We start from the raw sequence: 17,905 nt of genomic DNA, 5'->3' as shown, positions 1-17,905 counted from the left end.
ACTCTGGCAGCAGTGCTACAGTGCCTACAACCAAGTGTAACCGTGAGATGATTTAACATAACCAATGTTATCGGACTTAACGGTGTAGAGCCCGGATAGAAATGACACCGTTCCGCTAGATAGAGATGACATTCTCGGCTCCTGGCGGCTGCGTCGGTGTTCATGGTCTTCCCACGGGAGGACCAGGCTATGACGGTGCTGGCGATGAGCCATGGCGAGCTTTCGCGGTTTGATACGCTCATGCGCGTGAAGCGCGGCGAGCTTCGCATCGATGACGCGGCCGGTCTTCTGGGTTTGAAGCGACGGCAGGTTTTCCGGCTGCTCGACCGGCTGCGCACCGACGGTGCCGAGGGTCTGGTGTCGCGCAAGCGTGGCCGGCCGAGCAACCGTCGGCATAAAGATGTCTTTCGCGAGCGCGTCGTGTCGTTGGTGCGCGAGCATTATGCGGACTTTGGGCCGACTCTGGCGCGCGAGTATCTGGCCGAGCGTCATGACATCAAGATCGGCTGCGAGACGCTGCGGCAGTTGATGATGGCGGCGGGCTTGTGGAAGGATCGGGACGCACGCCGCCCTCGCCCTTATCAGCCGCGCTACCGGCGGGACTGCCGGGGCGAGCTGGTGCAGGTCGACGGCTCGAAGCACTGGTGGTTCGAGGATCGGGGGCCACAATGCACCCTGCTTGTCTATATCGATGACGCAACCAGCGAGTTGATGCACCTGGAGATGGTCGAGAGCGAGAGCACCTTTCCTACATGCGGGCGACGCAGGCCTATATCGAGCGGCACGGCAAGCCGGTCGCCTTCTATTCCGACAAACACAGCGCATTTCGTAACAACCGTGCATCGGCCAATGGCGACGGCATGTCTCACCTCGGACGCGCGTTAGACGCCCTCAATATCGAGCTGATCTGCGCCAACTCTCCGCAGGCCAAGGGCCGCGTCGAGCGCGCGAACGGGACGTTGCAAGACCGGCTGGTCAAGGCGATGCGGCTGGAGGGCATATCGAGCATAGAGGAGGCCAACGCCTTCCTCCCCTCCTACATGGCACGGCACAATGAGCGCTTCGTCCGTCCGCCATTTGATCCGCGCGATCTGCACCGGCCTCTGGCCCCGCATGACGACCTGACGGCGACGATGGTTTGGCGCGAGGATCGGTCGGTCACGGCCTCGCTAACGCTCCACTATAACAAGGCGATGTTCATCCTCGAGCCGACGGAGATCAGCCGGAAGCTGATGCGCAAGCGCGTGTCAGTCTGCGAATATCCCGATGGTCGGATCGAGATACGGCACGGCGATCATGTTCTGCCCTATCGTGTGTTCGACAAGATGCGGCAGGTGAATCAGGCGGCGGTCATCGACAACAAGCATCTGGACGCCGCGCTGATGATGGCGCGCGCGTTTCAGGAGCTCGCCCCACATCTTCGCAGTCGGAACAACAACGAGCCCTCGCGCCCGAGCGGTTCCAGAAGCATTTTTGCGGAGGGCCAGAGCGAGGGCGCCGGCAAGGTCGATGGTCGGCGGATTGGCAGACCCAAACTGAAGAAGCTGCCGCAGCGGCTTTCGGCTGCGGAACTCGAGGCGCGGGGCACCGCGCAATTCGTCACCCGCTAAGGCCTGTTGCCGCCGTTGACCGAGCCCGCAGCTAGCGCAGCGGGTCCGGGGCGATTTCCTCAGGTGTGGCGCATCAGCCAGGGCAGCGCTGCGCTGTTTGGATGGCTCCACGCTGCCCCGGCTGCTACCAACGGTGTCATCTCTATATGGGAGAGAATGTGCCTTCTCTAAATGGCAGGAACAACGGTTCTGGCTATCGCGCTCCGCCACACTCCCGTACAGCTGCGTACTGTTTGCTAAGACGGCGAACCACGGAGACAAGCTTAGCCATTGCCGGATCTCGGATCGGCTCCGCAACCCGTATCTCTCGGCTACGGCCGTCGATGGTGAGGCCAACGGTGTACGTGCGGGCATCCGGCCTCGTCGGGTCGATCCCCGGTGTGCAATTAAAGAAGTCTGCCAGATGGGCAAGGCTCGCAAGTTCCTGACGCTGCGGGATGGCAAGATCGTCGAAGGAGACCGTCTGCTCCTTCGCGAGCCCCGGAAAATGGGCAAGCCCGCCCTCGATCCGTACCCGGGCCTCGCCGGTTACCGTCTCGTCGCAAGCCTTGCCCGTCTGCATCAGATCACTCCAACTGCGCTCCAGGCCTTAGTGACCGCGGTCGCCGAGGCGCTGCCTGAGCCGTACAAACGACCCGCGACGTCGATGGTGACGCGGGCGAAGCCGGCGAAGTCCGTGTTGGCCCTAGTATTGGGGTCCAGCAGCGCGTTGTACCAGATTTGGCCGGCGCGGTCCCATGCGTTTCCACCGATCGCCGTGGCCGCCAGATAAAAGGCGCGGTTCGGGATGCCGGAATTGATGTGGACGCCGCCATTGTCCTGATTGGTGCGAACGAAGTCGATCATGTGTCCGGGCTGCGGATCCTTGCCGAGTACGGGATCGTCATAGGCGGTGCCCGGCGCCTTCATCGAGCGCAGCGCGATTCCATTGACCTTGGCCGTCAGCAGCCTGGCACCGATCAGCCAGTCGGCTTGGTCGGCCGTCTGATCCAGCAGGCGCTGCTTCACGAGGCTGCCGAACACGTCGGAGATGCTCTCGTTCAGCGCGCCCGACTGGTTGAAGTACGCCAGCCCAGCCTCCTTCTCGGTGACACCGTGAGTCAGTTCGTGACCGATCACGTCGAGCGAAATCGTGAAGCGGTTAAACAACTCACCGTCTCCGTCGCCGAAGACCATCTGGGTGCCGTCCCAGAAGGCGTTGTCATAGTCCTGGTCGTAGTGGACTGTCGCATCGAGCGGCAGTCCGGCATCGTCGATCGAATTGCGCTGATAGGCCTCCCAGAACAGCGCGAACGTTGCGCCAAGGCCGTCATAGGCTTCGTCGGCCGCGATATCACCGGTCGGTCCATCGCCTTCCCGCCGCACCACCGTCACGCCCGGAGCTTCAGGCTCGCCCCCCGCGTCGCGAATGGTCCTGAGCGGACTTGGGGTCAGGATGTTACCCGCCGCGGCACGTCGGCGTGCGATCGCACCGGCGACGGGCCCTGCGGTGCTGGCGCGCACGAGCCGGATGGTCGGATCGATCAGCAGACTGCGCATTGCCATGGCCCGCATCTCGGGCGAGCCGTTCTCGGCGATCTGCGACAGAATGTAGGGCGGTAGGATGCAGTGAAGCGAGTGACGGTGGGTGGAGGTGCACATGGTCGTATCTCCTTTGTGTTTTGTCAGCTGCGGGCGCGGCGAAGCACGAAGGGCACGAGCGCGACCCACATGATGGTGATGAAGGCAAAGAGCTGGCTGGTCTGTTCAGGCCCGCCCGGAAGGTAGCCGTAACCACCCAGCGAGGCGGCGTAGAGCTCGAACGAGATCACCGAGACGGCGATCGCCACCACATCGGCATCTCCCCCTCTCTCCTCCTGGGTACCGAACCAGCGCAGCGCGACGATGAAGAGCGTGATGATGCAGATGAGGATCAGGCGGATGACGATGTCGCCGGCAGCGATCCCGATCGCCAGCGGGTAGAGCGTTACTGCCTCGACCGGGAACAGCTTCACGAGGCTGGCATAGTAAGGCTCGGGCGCGGGTTCTAGTCGACGCCCTCCCCTCACCGTCGGTGTAGATCCATTACGCAGCCTCAGCGTACCTCGGAAAGAAGGTCGTGCAGCCGTGCCGACCGGTCCGTCCATCGCCCCAATCGCGCGCTGCACTGCTCCAGCATAGCGAGACAATGCCGCATCCCCGGGGGTGAGAGCTTTGCCGATGGCCCTCGCCTGTTCGCATCGGTCGAGGACGGTGGCAAAGACCGGTGCGTCACCGACCTCACCGCTATGCAAAGCGGCAAAGCGGTCGCTGGCGCTGCCCAGCACGGTGCGCAGGCCGAACAAGGTGTCGAAGAAGCGCGGCAGGTATCGCGGGTTCTCGGTGAACTCCTGCAGCTGGTTGGTGAGAGCGTCGGCCGCGTCCATGGCCTGGGTGAAGGTGGTCATTGGATCCTCCTCAGGCGGGGGTGGCGAGCGAGGCGATGTGGCCAAGTGCGCGGGTGAAGCGGTCGATGTTCAGGCGGGCCGCCGCGCGGCGCTGTGCAGGCGTCAGCCAGCCGGCGAGCGCGTCGCGCAGTCCTGCTTGTGCCTTGGCGGCGAGGTCGATTGCATCCGCGACCAAGGCGGAGCGTGCCGGTCCATCCTTCGCGGCCTCGCGAGCGGCGAACACACGGGCGGCGAGCTGCTCGCGTTGGTCGGCCGACAGGCTCTCGCGATTGCGGATGTAGGTCCGGAACAAGGCGTTCCCGTAGAGATCGTCGGCGTTGCGTACGGCCCCCCTGCCCCACGTCGTCACCTGGAGCGACAATGAAGCCAGCGCGCGATCGACAACGCTACCGCGCTCGGTAACCAGAGCTCGGACATCCTTCGTCTGCCGTGCCTCGCGCGCGAGATCGGTTGCGAAGGCGATCAGCGCGACGAGGCTCTGGCTCTGCTCGCTGGCAATGGCTGCGTTGACGTTTGGCAGGTCGGTGCCAGCGACAAAGTTGCTGAACCGCGCAAGCCGGTCGGCTTGGTCGGCAAAAGCGGTGATCTCGGCCGAGACGTCGGTCTTGGGTTCATCAAGGATAGTAGCCAGTGCATCGGCATAGTCGCTGATCGCGGCAATAAGTGCGATGCGTGGTTCGAGCACAGCGCGCGGGCTGCTGCCAATGTCGATCTCGAACGCGGTATATCCCGGCGCCGGAGCGTCGCCAGAGAGGCACAGCGGCGCCGGCGGGGCCGACGGTGCGATAGGCACCTGGATCCGCAGTGGCGTCGCCGGCAAGCAACTCGGGTCGCTCGCGACTAGCGCGGCAGCGGCCTCGCGGCGACGTTGCTCGATTGCATCGAAGTACCTGGCGGTTGCCGTCACCGCCTCGCGACTTCGGGTTTGCACCGCCCCTGCTGCCTCGAGCCGGATCGCATTCGTGGCGCATCCGGCAAGCAGGAGTGAGACGGAGATCAACGGCAGAACGGCAATCACGCAGCGGCGCATGGCGGTCTCCTTCGGGCTTTCGGGCATCATGCCCCTAAACTACGATCCCCCCTCCCCTTTCGGCGTCTGGGGATACGGCGCAGCCTTGCTCGTTCCTGCAGTCGATCGCGGGACCGCAGGATGGTAACGACATTGGCGATACTGGTGATGAGCGCCGCAACGCCTACGAGCATTGGGCCATCGATCATGTCGGTCATGTCCCCGACTCCTTGTTGAACCGATAGCCCATGTTCCAGATATGTTCTCTGTAGGACAGCGCTATTTTGCCACCTCAGAGGAGGATATCCTCCGGCCCGGTGATGGGCCGTCGGACGACCTCACCCCGGTCACGCTCCTCGTTCGAGAAACCATCGAATTGGTGCAAGTCGCCGAAGTCTAGATCGGTCAGCTCCTCGATCGAGAGCACCGAACAGGAGCGTCTGCTCGGTTAGGTCGACGTCGTGATCGATGAGGTATGCGGAAGCGGACGGTCGGCCGTCGTCATGGACGAAGGCGACGACCTTCCAATAGGCGAGCGGGATCGCAACGCTGCGGTAGACCGGGTCGTACTGGCGGAAAACCGGGCCTGTGAATACCGTTGCGCGCTCACCGACCCGGCGGGTGTTGCTGAGGATACGCTCCAGAGCGAGCAGTGGCGTGGCTCCGGTTCAAGTGAGCGGTGCAATCTCGATCATGGTTGCCACGATCGCTGGTCCCGTGGCAGCATATGATCCGGGTCATGTACGCCGAACAGGTCGTCTGCCGTCAGGTTGGCGCTGAACACCACGAGGTTAGTTCCGGCCGCCTGATGGGTTGATGGAAATAGCAGGCCACGTGCACCCGACCTGATCGCCTCGTCTCCGAGCCGCCATGACGGCGGTACCTTGTGGTCTATGCGCGCGATCCAGCGCCAGTCGCAATTCCAGTCTGCCCAGGAAGCGCCCCAATGAGCAGCATCATAACCGGCGGACAGATCGATCACGTCAATTAACGCGATCTGATACGCCGCAAGCATCGCAGGGTTGGGCAAACTCGAGCCTTGCCGATACTCTGCAAGCGCCGTGTCCGGTTCGGCCGACAGATACACAGCCTCGATACCTGGCCGGTTAAAACGGCCGCCAGCGCTTGCCGCTCCTGCCCCGCTCAGTGGCAGATAGGCCCATTTTGGCGTCAGATAGCGGTAATAATAGCTCGGCCCTACTGCAATGCGAAACAATGCTGGTCTAGCCGTTCGCGCCGTCAACAATCTCGGCCAGATGCAGCATGACGGCATCCGTATGGCCGGCGGCAACCAGTTCGGCAGCCGTTTGACGCTTCAGCGTCAGGATTGGTTCGTTTCGAAACCAATAGATTGCCCGTTCAGTATCGCCGGTCAATTCTGTTGCTGCCATGATGACACGGATCATGTCTCGCAATCGATCTTGCAGCCGCTCCGACGCCGGGTTCGAGAGCGTGTTGCGATGAACGCCTGCGATCTGGGCCAATCGCGACAGCTGAATACCTAGTGCCTCTGCGACGCGCCGAGGCGAGATATAGGGCGTGCGCGGTTCCTGCAGGCTGGCGACGAAGCCCGACGCTAGTAAGGCGGACCTTCGCTCCTCAGCAATGAACGCAGTCGCCATTAGATTATCTCCGCTGATATGTGCACAATATATGCACATCACCGTTCCTGTCAATAATGATCGATCAGCGCCGTTCTTGCTGAAAGCGGGTTCGAGCCGCTGCTACATGTCGTTCGGTACGTGCGCTTGCACGGCCAAGGCGAATGACGCGGCTTACCGTGACCGATCGCGACAAGCGCGGCCCGGACGATGTCGCCGATTTCGGTCGACTGTGCTGCCGCTTCAAGACTGGCGAGCATCGCGTAGGGCAGATCGATGATGACCGGGATCATCCATTCTCCCGCAGTGGCGCGCATCGGAAAACCAGGGGATCCGGGCGCGCTCCAACTGCTCCCGGCAGAGAGCCGGCGGAGGTCCGTGGCGGGTTCGGCCGACAGGTAGGATGATGAGACACTCTGGCTGTCGGAAACAGTTGGACGGGGGCGTGGATGCACAATCAAAGGGCTTCTCCTTTGGTGGTTGGAAGCGTCACGTTATCGGGACGGAAAAGTTCAGAGACCGTAGGTACAGGGCGCGATGCCGTGCGTTTCGACCAGAAGGTCGACTGGCCATTGGGGGTCAGCCGGACCGGCGGAACCGCGATCTCGACCATGGGTCCGCGCAGCTGGATTACGGTGCCGCAGTTCGTCTCGGTGCCGATGGCAAGATCCCGCCGAAAGGCTTCGTTCGCGCGCTGCTCGGCAGCATCATCGGCGCGAAGCGCCGCTTCCCGTCTCTGGAACGAAGCCGCCGTTGGGATGCGATCCGGGCGGTAGGCGTAGACGGCGGTACGGGTGGCCATGAGCGAGATCTTGCTGAACAGCCTGGCTCCGAAATCGCCCTTGGTCGCGAGTTCGGTGTTGTCGAACGTGACCGCGACGAAGCCACCCATGACCTCAGACGGACTGCGAGCACACACCGCCGATATTCCGGACCAGAAATGCTTGAAACTGCCCCGTGGCGGCAGCCTGCTGCCCAGCACGCGGTCATGGAAGCTGCGGGCGACGTCGCTGTCCTCTGAGGCGATCTGACTGCCCCTGGCGGTGCATTCCTGTGCGAAGGCGTCCCTCGCCCGTTCGGCAGTCGCAGAACCGTTGGCGGCCAGCTTCTCGGCGAAGAAGCGATAGCCGATGATCTCGCTGCCATCGCGCGCCAGCGGATAGAGTTGGGGTGATGGATCGGAGAGCATCGATCCGCTGGTCTTCAGCTCAGTATCGCCACCGATGGTCGTCAGAAAATCGGCGATGCCGGGTGCTGGCGCCGCACCACCTTTCACGACCGCCAGCAAGGCCGTGACGATCACCGATAGAGTTGCCGAAGAACTTGAAATCATACTTACCTCCCTTGTCGTCAGGAGGCGGTCTCCGGCCCGTGGAGCCGGGTGTTCAGAACCCTGCATAGCACAAGGCGCCGTCACCTTTAGGCGAGCCTTGGACATGCGTGACGGCCACCCGGCCGACACCTGTTGTCGACCGGCTGCTATGGCTTGAGGTTCTGACGCCTCACCGCCCGGGACGGACCGGGCGGTGAGGTCAGGCTAACACGCCCGATCCCTTGTGAGAATGGTAGGATGTCCACGAATCGCAGGACATGGCTGGCGAGTGCAGGCAAGTGCATCAGATCGAAGGGGCGTTCACCGATAGGCTGAGGCCATATCTGCCAGATTATCGGGGCGACGCCTGATCACCGTGACATCCGTCCTGCCGATCGATCGAACGTGGCAGGACGCGGACGACTGATCATTCGTTCGAACGCGACGTCGATCTCGCTGACACCATCCATGTCAAGCACGTCGAGGATACTCGCTGATGTGTCCCGGGGCGGCTGCACAACCTGCGGCAACGGTGCTCTGACGCCGCGCAGCCAGCGGGGCGAAGCATAGTTAGGCCCCCTGCCCTCTTATTTCTTCTTTGCCGCCCGTGCCGCTTCCGCTTCCTCTGCGAGTGTCAGAAGCAATGTCATGGCCTCGCCCTTCTTCACGCGATGACGATAGGCAAAGTCGTCATAGCGCTCGCGGTCTTCCGGCGTCGTGCGAATATGGAAGTTGGCGGTGTAGACGGCCTCCCGCGTCGATGCTGTGGGGCGCTTGGCCGGTTCGGCCGGTTCAGACTTGAAGCCGAGCCTTTCGCCACCCTGCGTCGCCTTTTGACGCTGTTCTAGCGTCGGGATCGGAATGTCGTCGTCATCGTCGAGCGCGAAACTGGCGAGGCCGGGCCGAGCTGTGGTGTCGTTCATGCCGGGGTCTTCTCATTGAGCAGTTGAAGGACGTCGAGAGTAAAGGCCGCAGCGTTTGCCCGGGCAGTTTCCAACGAGCCAACATCCTTGTCCTTCAACGTGGCGAGCGTTCCGCCAATGCTGAAGATGGCCCGATAGGCGCCGCGTTCGGCGAGTGCGGTGTCGATGACGGGGATACCCGCCTCTCGCATGCCAGCGATGATCTGCTTGAGATCGCGCGGCCAAAGCCGCGTGGAAGCCTGCGTCTTTGCGAGCACTGCTGCGAATTTTAGGGGCTTCTCGCGCGCTTTCGAAACCTGCTTTACGTTCTTGAAGGCGCGCGCGGCCTCGTTTGAATCGAGCGCGGACCCCTGCATCGGGATCAGGGCGAGGTTCGAGACGAGCAGCGCATTCGTCACGCGGCCGGACGCCCTCCCCTCCAGGTCGACGATGACGTATCGCGCGCGCTGCCGAGCCTCGGTGATCGTATCGATGATCGTCTCCTCGTCGATATCTTCGATGACCTCAATATTGTGCGGTTTGCCTTTCAGGGCCGCCCATTTGGAAAGCGGAAAATTGGGATCCGCATCGATCAGGATCACGTCGCCGCCCCGCGCGGCTAGTTCCGTCGCAAGCAAGAGCGCCGTCGTGGTTTTTCCCACTCCTCCTTTAGGGGACAATAGGGTGATGACGGGCATTCGTGACTCCGATCCTAACCGCGGTGACCGCGCGGTCGCATGTGTTACAACGAATGAACGGCTCCGACAAGTTACAGCGGAGCTCAAGGTTAGTTACGACCGCTGCGTTCAGTGTAATCCCTGTAACCGCTGTAACCGCTGTAACCGCAATATGACAGGGAAGTCAGGCGCCCTTCCCTGCCATCGCTGTCCTCACGCAAAAAGACGACGGTTGCTTCGACGCTGGTTTGCGCTTCGCTGTAACCGAACGGTTCGCGCACCTGCACCGAGGATTGTAATCGAACGGGTAACGAGCCTGCGATGCGCTCTCACGCCTCCATGCCGCTGTAAGGCTGACTGGCAGCGTTAAACTTAGGGCGATAACACGTAACACAGCGACCCGAGCGGTTACATTAGTTATGCGGTGCAGCGCCGTGGCCACATCACATCGCATAGTTCGATTGCCGCAAAGTGCTTCGCCTCGCTAACGTCTTGGCCTCATGGCCCTCTACCTTAACGGAGGTATTTTAGTCGGACGCATCACGGCGGTTACACGCGAGATAGAGGCCACAACGGACAACGGACACAGCAGGAGGCTCGCTTCTAATGTCTACTGCGGGTCCGGCTGATAGGGCGTAACGCGGGTACAGCGGGTATTGCGGATGCCAAGGACGCAGCGGACGCAGCGGACGCAGCGGACGCAGCGGGTACCGCGGTTACCGCGGGTAGAGCGGGTAGGGCGGGTAGGGCGGGTAGGGCGGGTAGGGCGGGTAGGGCGGGTAGGGCGGGTGCAACAGGTATTGCGAATATCGGGTTTCTGCTGCTGCGCCTGACAGCGGCGGTACGAAGGACCGCTGTCGATGGTTGCTGTGCCAAGCGCCGCGGCTGCCCCCCCTAAAAAAACTAAAAGGTAGCGTCATCCCGGCGCGCTATCGGCGCGAATCGCCGCCTGAGCCAGCTGGCAAGGAGTGCCCGAAATCGGAAAGAACAGCGGCCGTCTCTACCACTGCGCTCCGTGCGGATATCCCGAACACAGCGGTTACAGCGGCCACGTTATAGAGAGAAGTTGAGAGCGGAGAAAATCGATCCACTCCCTCCACCAATAACGACTCCTGCCATTCAATTGTGTCGCATGTAACCGCTATCTCGCGTTTAACCAAGCGGACGCGTACATCGCCTTCTCAGTGCGTCGATCCCTTCGTGGTGCACCAATGTAAATGTGCCCGCATGCGCATCGGCGGAGCGCGGTAGGGGAGGGGACACCGCAAGATCTCGAACCGCGATTGATCGGCAAAAAGGCGCTGGCAGACGCGCGCCGAGACGGCCGGCGCATTCCTGTGGTTGCAAGTCTGACCAACACAATCGCTCTACGAACATGTGGGGAACACTTAGTGTCTGTCCACAATGCTTACCACACCCGATTCCCTCACGAACACGATAGCCCATCTCCAAGCTATCGCGCTGACCGGCCTGCGTGTCGATGGTGGTGAGCAGGTTGTTGCAATTCGAACGTCGCGGCCGACCCTCGAGGTGCCCCATGTCCTATGGTTGCTGAAGCTCCGCATCGAGCGGATCGATCCGGGCATGGGTCTCGAGCAATTCCTGCTGGTCACACCGCACACCGAGCCTCTGGACGCGGTCGATCTTGGCGCAGTCCTTGTCGGCGAGACGCTGCAGCGCGATCCGGGGCGGCTCGTCGACGTCGTGGCTGGCCGGATCGGTGCTCGGTCGGTCTTCAGGATCGCGCCCGTGCCGAGCCATGACCCGGAGCGCACGGTCACCCAGGCCGACCCCGTCGATGCACCTGGCGGCGACCATTACCGGGTCGAAGACGGGGAGGGCGGGCGCTGGTGGGTGTTCCGACGCGGTGAAAGGCTCGAGGAAGGGATTGGCGACCTGAGCTGGTGGATGCACGGCATGTGCCCGTGACCGCCTGTGTCGAGCTTCAAGTGCTCACCCATTTTTCGCTCCTCAGAGGGGCTTTCAGTCCGGAAGAGTTCTTCTCGGCCGCAGCACTGCTCGGCTATCCCGCGATCGGCGTCAGCGATGTCGGCACGGTTGCCGTCGTCGTTCGTGCCTGGGAGGCTCATAAGGCGACGGGCGTTCGTTCGATCGCCGGTGCACGCATCGATCTCGCCTGCGGGCGGCGCCTGATCATCTATCCTAAGCGCGCGGCACCCGCGGTCGAGATAAACGCTAACGGTGGAGCCGAATAGCTGACGCACCCCTATGCGTAACGCACGCGAGCGCTATCTCCAGTGCGTTACACGTAACCGCTGGTTGATGACGGAATCGGCATCTTTAATGCCATCATTCTCGTCATCTAACCGGCTCCGCGCTCGGCATGAAACTGGACGGGGCACAAGTTGCAGGGTCGGTTTGCAAGGCTTGATCGCCTGAATATCAGCCCAGCTCAATCGCAGCAGAGGCATCAAGGAAATCTGCGTCTAAGAACTTTGACTTGAAACAGCTTCACAGCGCAGCCGCGGTCAAGTTGATCAACGATAACGTGCCCAAGCAGCCAAGCGTAGAGGCGTCTGTCTACAGATTCAATCGGTGAAGGCGGCGTTCTCGGGTGACCGCAAAATCCCGGCGTGGCAGACTATTCCCCGGCGTCCTCGTATACCTTCAGTTGCTCGTCCATCCGCACGTCATCGACATTTACCGGCAATGCGACCTGGGGTCGGATCGGGCGAGGGCGCTGGGCATGGTGTGCCGTGAAGGTCACGAAGGTTTGCAGGCGGGGGCGACCCGCGGTCGGTACTTTTTCGCTGTGCAGCGAAAGTGAGTAGCCCGGGAGGCTGTCCAGCTCCGCGACCTTGGTGATCTCGGCACGCGCGTTACGCAGTCGTGCAACGCCACATCCCATTCGCAGGGCGACCGTTTCGAGATCGAGCGTGAAGGGTTGGTCGGGCTGACAGTGAAACATCGCGAGCTCGTACAAACGGCGCTGGATCGGGGTTAGCGTAAAATAGTCCAAGTCGTAGGCGGCAAGGCGGCGGTCGCGCAACACGGCGCGATAGAACCAGTCGCACACTGTCACTTCAATATACTTGACGCGCTTCTCGCCTCGCGAGTCTTCAGCGTAAACCACCCTGAACCGATCGAGCCACGAGAAGTTGTCTTCCTGCGTTTCGCCACCCGTCTTGATGTTGGTTTCAACAACGGTGTTTCTGAGCCGACGCAACGCGTCGATCAGGTACGCATAGGACCTCTTGCTCGCGTTCGACCCAGTGATCCGAAACAGATCATGGGCGGTGAAACGGATCGTCCGCGCCGGTTCACCACCGCGATCACGGAGGTCCGTCATGATGCTGGCAACGTAGAGCAGGATTTCCTTGTCGTAGATCGTCGCGATACCGTGCTTGCCAGCCGACAACTCGATGCTCACGCCCTCTGCCTGAAAGATCATCGGCTCGAGTTGGCGAGCCTTCTTTAGTGCAAAGAACGGAAATTCCGCAACCGTACGCTCGCCCAGAATCTCGCCGAGCAAAGGGCTGTCGAGCGTAAACAGGTTACCTTGCAACTCCATGGGGCGCGCCATCGGGGAACTCCTCGGGCGAGAGTGATGGCCGACATCACCGCCGCAATGCAACGCCGGATGCCCACACAAGGGGCTTTCGTGCGGTAAAGCACGAGCATTAGCCGCCTGGAACGCTCTGATACGGTTGATTTCCGATCCACTCGCCCCGATTCGCAGCGGCACCTCGCGTTTTCCAACCGCCGTGCCGATTCGCACCGGCCGCCACCCTCAGGTTCGTGCTTTACCGCACGAAAGGGTCCGAGCGTTCGTCCTCCGACCGGCATCCGTTGGCCAAATTGGGGCCAGCAGGGGCCTCCGGGTCGATGCTCAGAGGCCTTTCCAAGTTGGAAACCGCACGAAAGTCGCCCAGACCGTGTCGGGATCGGCGCAGAAAGCGCACGAAAGGCCGTCCTGTAACGCTCGTGGCCTCCTCGAAACCGGCCCAAGTGGGCTGGAGTATGGTTTGAAATAGCGCACGAAAGGGAGTGATCGCGTCGCGAGGGGGGCAAACTCCGCTAAGACAGCGACTCGTGCTTTACCGCACGGAAGGGTCGGCCGAGACGAGGAACAACGGCATCTATGGGCTGTGCTCACTGCAAAACCGGCCTGGTCCGAAAGCTCCAGAGGCTCTTCGGAAGGTCCAGCTCCCCGCGACGTGCGCGCGTCACCATGCCCGCGAAATAAGCGCCAGGCGTGAGGCGGATTTCGTCGCGCGCGCCGCGCTCGGCTGTGATCATCACCGCCACGGAAGCCCCATCGGCACCGAGTTGGTCGAGCGCGTCAACCCATGTCCCGGTCCGGATCCCGAGGTCGTGTCGAAGCCGTGCGGCGGCCCGGTGCAGATTAATCCAACCGGGCCGCTCGTGATCGACGTACATTGCCGTTGTCGGAAACATCTCGATAAGCTCCCGCGGCGAGGTTTGGAATGCGCTGTTGGACGGCGAGGCTGGAAGGTCCGGTTCAATTGGAGCGCTCCTTTCGAGCTCAGAACTACAATCCCGGTCAGCGGCTACAGAATTATGAAGGGGTCTGGTTTGTATATGTAAGAAGGGTGATGATTTTGACCCCAAGGCGTCGAAATCCTGTGCAAACATGAACGCATCAATGGTCTCGCCGACCAGGTCTTCGACACCCGAAAGTCGATCAAGCGCCGCCTCATAATTCGCGATGTCACGCGTCGACCGTGCAACGGCAGCTAAACTAGCGACCAGTTCGATGGCATCCTGGAGCGCTAACCAGTGCGGCCCCATCAGCCCCATGTCGGCAGCCTGTGCGAGCGCTTGGCTTACGAGACGGCGTACGCGCGCGATCTCCTGGCGGCCTCGCTTTTCCAGACGAGAGAACGCGCTGTGCGCCTCCGCGGCGGCCTTCAGTTCGTCAAATCTGGCGCGAAGTGGCGAAAGATCGATCCCGTAAGCGCTGACAATCTCTCCACCTTCCCCGCGCTGGCCACGCCGGCGGCCATGGGCAGAATCACGCATCGTGATGAGAGCGAGGTTGCGAAGCTGGCGCAGCCGCGCCTTGATCGCGCTCTCGGTGACTCCCGCGAGTTCGGCCAGCGTATGGTTGCTGGGCCATGCGATCGGGCGGGCATCGCTCTTGTAGTCGGCGGGACGCGTGTAGCCGATCAAATGCTTGAGCGTTTCCAGCGCCGACGCGCTGAGGCCGATCGCGGTCTTGGCGCCTTCGAGGACGCGGTACAGCTCGTTCCGGTTGACGTCTCCGGCGCTCTCGATCCGAGTGGCCAACTCACGCTCGATATGACGAGCCAACGCGGAAATTGGGCGGGCCCCGGTACGCCCGGTAAAGGCGCTCTGGGTATAGGACATCGTTCGACACTCCTTGATTGGAGGCCGTCACCAGACAAAACGAAGGCGTGGCGCGAGGCGCGCGATCTTGAACGGGGCTGGGGAGGGTGCTACCTAAAGCGACTTCGTAAGTGACTTCACGCTTGGCGGCGTGGGGTAGCGGTTCTCCGCAGGGTGCCCGGCCTCGTGCCGGGCATTCTTTATGTGGTCACAGCGCATTCCCCGTTACGCTGCGAATCCGAAGACCATCCGGTTCGGCAGCGTAACTACAAGGCATCGAATGCCCCTTGCGTTTCAAGCCGGTTGATTCGTGCTTTACCGAACGAAAGGGCAACCAATTCTCGTGCTTTACCGCACGAAACTGCCAGCTCGATCGAATGGAGCGCGGTCAGCAGCCTAGGCACAAAGCGGCAAGCTGGAGATCGAACCACTGCTCGGCTGCCGCGGCGAGCGCCGGCAGCATCATGACGTTCGCGCGGCGCCGGTCGGTGATATCCGTTTCCCGGCTGATATAGCCCAGAGCCTCCAGATGCTCGATAGACGCGGTCCGGACCTGCCACCCAGTATCTTGGCAGAACGATCCGCAACGGCCTGCCCGCGCACCTTGAGAGCCTGAGAGTGTTCGATGCCGTGTACCCCCTACGGCAAGATAGCCGGCGTAATGCGCAATGTTCGAGAAGACCGCGAGGACGATCGCCGATACGGCGGTCAACTAGACCTCCGGCCGCCGCGCGCCGCCCCGCCGGGTCTTAAAAATTTAACGCGGCGATCAGCGCCAGGCCAGGAAGCAAAGCCAAGACGCTGGCGAGGACGCCGAGCGTCAGGCCCATTTAGCGCGCAATAAGGCTTTTCGAGAAGACCAAGCGACCGGTGCGAGCGTCGTGGACAACCTGGCCCTTGCCCTTAGCAGCCCGACGCTCGGCCTCTAGACGGATGACTTCATCCCAGCCACCCGCCTTGTCCTCGGCCGAGCCGGCGGTGCGCTGTTGATCAATGGTCAGGATGGTCGCTATACCGCTTATATAACGCCTGTCATTTCCTGGGTAAACGAGCATCGGGAAGTTTGGTTCGGCTGGTGTACTATGCTCGACGTAAAGAATTTGGAGATCACGGACGTTGATCCTCGCCGACGGTATCGACGCCGCCTGTCGTGCTGCACTCCTCCTTCAGCCGGTTTGCGATCTTCGCGAGAAGTGTCCGACTTCATCCCGTCGCGCTCATGATCTCCCGCCAGCTCTGCCCGTCCCGGAGTGATCGGGCGATCGCGGCATTGCGCGCGGTGTTTTCCGCTCGCCCCGGTTAGAGACCGGCGGTCCGCGCGCGCGTAACTCCTTCAGCCTGCCGGCGCCGACGATCGTCGTAATCCTTACGAGCCACTGCCGCGAGCACATCGAGCATCATCTCGTTCACGGCCGCAAACATGCGCGCTGTGAAGTCGTCGGGCGGTGCGATCAGGTTCCACGACGTCGGCAGGTCGAGCGACACGATCCGAACTTCGCGTGCCTCAATCTGCAACCGCAGCTTGATCCAATCGGCCGTGCTAAGGCGTGAGAGCCGGCCGACCTGATCCACCAACAGGATGTCGCCGGGGCCGCAATCATCCAGCAGGTGGAATAGCTCCGGGCGGTCGAGCTGCGTGCCGCTTTCGTGTTCGACATAGCGCGATGCGATACGGAACCCATGCGATGCAGCGAACGCATCAAGCGCTGCGCGGGCGCGGGTCGCGTCCTGCTCAGCAGTCGATGCACGTAAATAGGCGCGATCAAACATGCTTCAGTCTTTTATAAGCGGTCCGGTTATGTCCAGTCTCTTTTGGTTTCACCATTGACGGAAACAAGACCGACCGAAGCCCGGTCTTCCGGAGTTATACCACCCAAAAGAACCGATACTATTGCCATTGAGGTAGTGGGGGCAGTGCAGGGGCCTTCCGCCGAAATACAGACCGTTCAACTTTTTGGCGGGTAGCGCACTTCCAGCGCTCGAGCAGTGATCGCGTTCAGCAATGACCGCATTTTCGACTACCCAACGATCTTGGGCGTCAGGTAGCTTGATGCAGGCGTGCGGGTATGGCGAGTTCAGCCGGGATGTTGGCTGGGCAAATGGAGTTCTCGGCTTTGGCGAGCAGGTCTGTGTTCGCCAGATCGCGGTGATCGATCCACCATTTGGCATCGGTGATGGCACGACAGGCATGAAAGGCATCGGTGTTCCCCGCGTCTGGCTCAGCGACCAGGGCGGCCAAGCGGCTGGCACGGACGGTCGTCGCCCATGCAACCTGTCGCTCGCTCCCCGTCAGCGGTGGCAGATCGAGATGGGCGATAGCAGCACCGTCGCGTGAGGCGGCGTCTGCCAGTGCGGTCTTCTTCTCCGTGATAAAGCAGGACCGACACTTGGTCGTCGTCAGCCACCGCGCTTTGTGATCTTGCTGGCTGGCAAAGCCGGTGAGGTAATGGGCCTGCTCGTGACCGCAGGCATGAGTGATGCGCTGTTCCATGACCCGATGATGCGCGGCCGGTCTGCCGGGGCAATCGCAATGAGTCGGACTGAATCAAATCTGCGGTCGGCTGCGACCGGGCAGGGGGGTGCCGATCATGTCCCCTCAGGCGGGCGCCACGCCGTCAGCATTGATGAGGTCAGCACCGACCAAAACACCGACGAGCCGAATACCGGGTTCGATCAGATCCACCGGGGTGCGATGCAGTTCCAGTTGATAGCGGCCGCCGAAGTCCCGGGGCAGATAGAAGGTTCCGCCATCCCGGTTCCAGGGTGCCGATCTCGTCGATCGTCAGCTATTTGTCTTTCGGCAGCGGCAGCGGCAGACGGCAGATGTCAGCAAGCGCGGCGAAATGTTCCGACGCACGAAGATTGGCGGCACGCACATCTTCTAGTGGCGGTATCACCTGTTTAGCAGGTTGATGGCGGGGGGTGTCGAGAGAGGGGAATGGCGGCATCATGAGTGTCCCGTCCGGGTCTGAAAAGGCCACATCGTAAAACCGTAGGGGCTGGGCTTTGATTTAACCAAAAGGCGTACCGCACGTCG

General features: G+C 61.8%; 20 protein-coding genes and 1 pseudogene. 3 read left to right on the top strand and 18 right to left on the bottom strand.

What is annotated here, in order from left to right:
• Positions 1-189: 189 nt before the first annotated feature.
• Positions 190-1,610: pseudogene (locus JAO74_RS19330) on the top strand (ISNCY family transposase).
• Between the two features lie 193 nt (positions 1,611-1,803).
• Here the strand turns inward: JAO74_RS19330 and JAO74_RS18560 are convergent.
• From JAO74_RS18560 to JAO74_RS18505, 12 genes are all read right to left on the bottom strand, one after another.
• Positions 1,804-2,172, bottom strand: coding sequence for a protealysin inhibitor emfourin (locus tag JAO74_RS18560; protein WP_199041849.1), 369 nt, complete (start codon positions 2,170-2,172; stop codon positions 1,804-1,806).
• Positions 2,172-3,251, bottom strand: a complete 1,080-nt coding sequence (locus tag JAO74_RS18555) for a M4 family metallopeptidase (protein WP_233151251.1) — start codon at positions 3,249-3,251, stop codon at positions 2,172-2,174. Before JAO74_RS18555 ends, JAO74_RS18560 begins: the two co-directional genes overlap by 1 nt.
• 23 nt (positions 3,252-3,274) lie before the next feature.
• Positions 3,275-4,036, bottom strand: a complete 762-nt coding sequence (locus JAO74_RS18550; RefSeq protein WP_199041847.1) for a hypothetical protein — start codon at positions 4,034-4,036, stop codon at positions 3,275-3,277.
• Between the two features lie 10 nt (positions 4,037-4,046).
• Positions 4,047-5,066, bottom strand: coding sequence for a hypothetical protein (locus tag JAO74_RS18545; protein WP_199041845.1), 1,020 nt, complete (start codon positions 5,064-5,066; stop codon positions 4,047-4,049).
• A 26-nt stretch (positions 5,067-5,092) separates the two neighbouring features.
• Positions 5,093-5,263 (bottom strand): hypothetical protein, encoded by a 171-nt coding sequence (locus JAO74_RS18540; protein ID WP_199041843.1) that lies wholly within the window; start codon positions 5,261-5,263, stop codon positions 5,093-5,095.
• Positions 5,264-5,392: 129 nt separating this feature from the next.
• Positions 5,393-5,680: a DNA/RNA non-specific endonuclease gene (locus tag JAO74_RS19325; RefSeq protein WP_416194324.1), complete on the bottom strand. Its 288-nt coding sequence runs from the start codon at positions 5,678-5,680 to the stop codon at positions 5,393-5,395.
• Between the two features lie 56 nt (positions 5,681-5,736).
• Positions 5,737-6,261 carry an RES family NAD+ phosphorylase gene (locus JAO74_RS18530; protein ID WP_233151250.1) on the bottom strand — a complete coding sequence of 175 codons (525 nt, stop codon included), beginning with the start codon at positions 6,259-6,261 and terminating at the stop codon, positions 5,737-5,739.
• Between the two features lie 7 nt (positions 6,262-6,268).
• Positions 6,269-6,667, bottom strand: coding sequence for a DUF2384 domain-containing protein (locus tag JAO74_RS18525; protein WP_199041837.1), 399 nt, complete (start codon positions 6,665-6,667; stop codon positions 6,269-6,271).
• A gap of 50 nt (positions 6,668-6,717) precedes the next feature.
• Positions 6,718-6,939, bottom strand: coding sequence for a hypothetical protein (locus tag JAO74_RS18520; RefSeq protein ID WP_199041834.1), 222 nt, complete (start codon positions 6,937-6,939; stop codon positions 6,718-6,720).
• A gap of 164 nt (positions 6,940-7,103) precedes the next feature.
• Positions 7,104-7,979, bottom strand: coding sequence for a hypothetical protein (locus tag JAO74_RS18515; RefSeq protein WP_233151249.1), 876 nt, complete (start codon positions 7,977-7,979; stop codon positions 7,104-7,106).
• A gap of 566 nt (positions 7,980-8,545) precedes the next feature.
• Positions 8,546-8,881, bottom strand: a complete 336-nt coding sequence (locus JAO74_RS18510; protein WP_199041828.1) for a hypothetical protein — start codon at positions 8,879-8,881, stop codon at positions 8,546-8,548.
• Positions 8,878-9,558, bottom strand: a complete 681-nt coding sequence (locus JAO74_RS18505) for a ParA family protein (RefSeq protein ID WP_199041825.1) — start codon at positions 9,556-9,558, stop codon at positions 8,878-8,880. Before JAO74_RS18505 ends, JAO74_RS18510 begins: the two co-directional genes overlap by 4 nt.
• Positions 9,559-10,941: 1,383 nt before the next feature.
• Here JAO74_RS18505 and JAO74_RS18500 point away from each other — a divergent pair.
• Positions 10,942-11,466, top strand: coding sequence for a hypothetical protein (locus JAO74_RS18500; protein ID WP_233151248.1), 525 nt, complete (start codon positions 10,942-10,944; stop codon positions 11,464-11,466).
• Entirely contained in the window at positions 11,463-11,753 is a 291-nt protein-coding gene (locus JAO74_RS18495) for a PHP domain-containing protein (protein ID WP_416194323.1), read from the top strand. Before JAO74_RS18500 ends, JAO74_RS18495 begins: the two co-directional genes overlap by 4 nt.
• 386 nt (positions 11,754-12,139) lie before the next feature.
• On the opposite strand, the gene JAO74_RS18490 is transcribed toward JAO74_RS18495, so the two are convergent.
• From JAO74_RS18490 to JAO74_RS19210, 6 genes are all read right to left on the bottom strand, one after another.
• Positions 12,140-13,081, bottom strand: a complete 942-nt coding sequence (locus tag JAO74_RS18490) for a replication initiator protein A (protein ID WP_233151247.1) — start codon at positions 13,079-13,081, stop codon at positions 12,140-12,142.
• 569 nt (positions 13,082-13,650) lie between these two features.
• On the bottom strand, positions 13,651-14,889 hold the full coding sequence (repC, locus tag JAO74_RS18485) for a plasmid replication protein RepC (RefSeq protein WP_199041822.1): 1,239 nt from the start codon (positions 14,887-14,889) through the stop codon (positions 13,651-13,653).
• 367 nt (positions 14,890-15,256) lie between these two features.
• Positions 15,257-15,580, bottom strand: a complete 324-nt coding sequence (locus tag JAO74_RS18480) for a hypothetical protein (protein ID WP_199041819.1) — start codon at positions 15,578-15,580, stop codon at positions 15,257-15,259.
• Between the two features lie 587 nt (positions 15,581-16,167).
• Positions 16,168-16,638, bottom strand: a complete 471-nt coding sequence (locus tag JAO74_RS18475) for a recombinase family protein (RefSeq protein WP_233151246.1) — start codon at positions 16,636-16,638, stop codon at positions 16,168-16,170.
• A 268-nt stretch (positions 16,639-16,906) separates the two neighbouring features.
• Positions 16,907-17,359, bottom strand: coding sequence for a hypothetical protein (locus tag JAO74_RS18470; RefSeq protein WP_199041816.1), 453 nt, complete (start codon positions 17,357-17,359; stop codon positions 16,907-16,909).
• A 105-nt stretch (positions 17,360-17,464) separates the two neighbouring features.
• Entirely contained in the window at positions 17,465-17,566 is a 102-nt protein-coding gene (locus JAO74_RS19210) for a hypothetical protein (RefSeq protein WP_332908860.1), read from the bottom strand.
• Positions 17,567-17,905: the final 339 nt, after the last annotated feature.

This window comes from Sphingomonas mollis (genome assembly GCF_016427505.1).
Classification (GTDB): Bacteria; Pseudomonadota; Alphaproteobacteria; order Sphingomonadales; family Sphingomonadaceae; genus Sphingomonas; species Sphingomonas mollis.
Note: the sequence above shows the minus strand (reverse complement) of the source record. Positions and strands in the feature narration are given on the sequence as shown.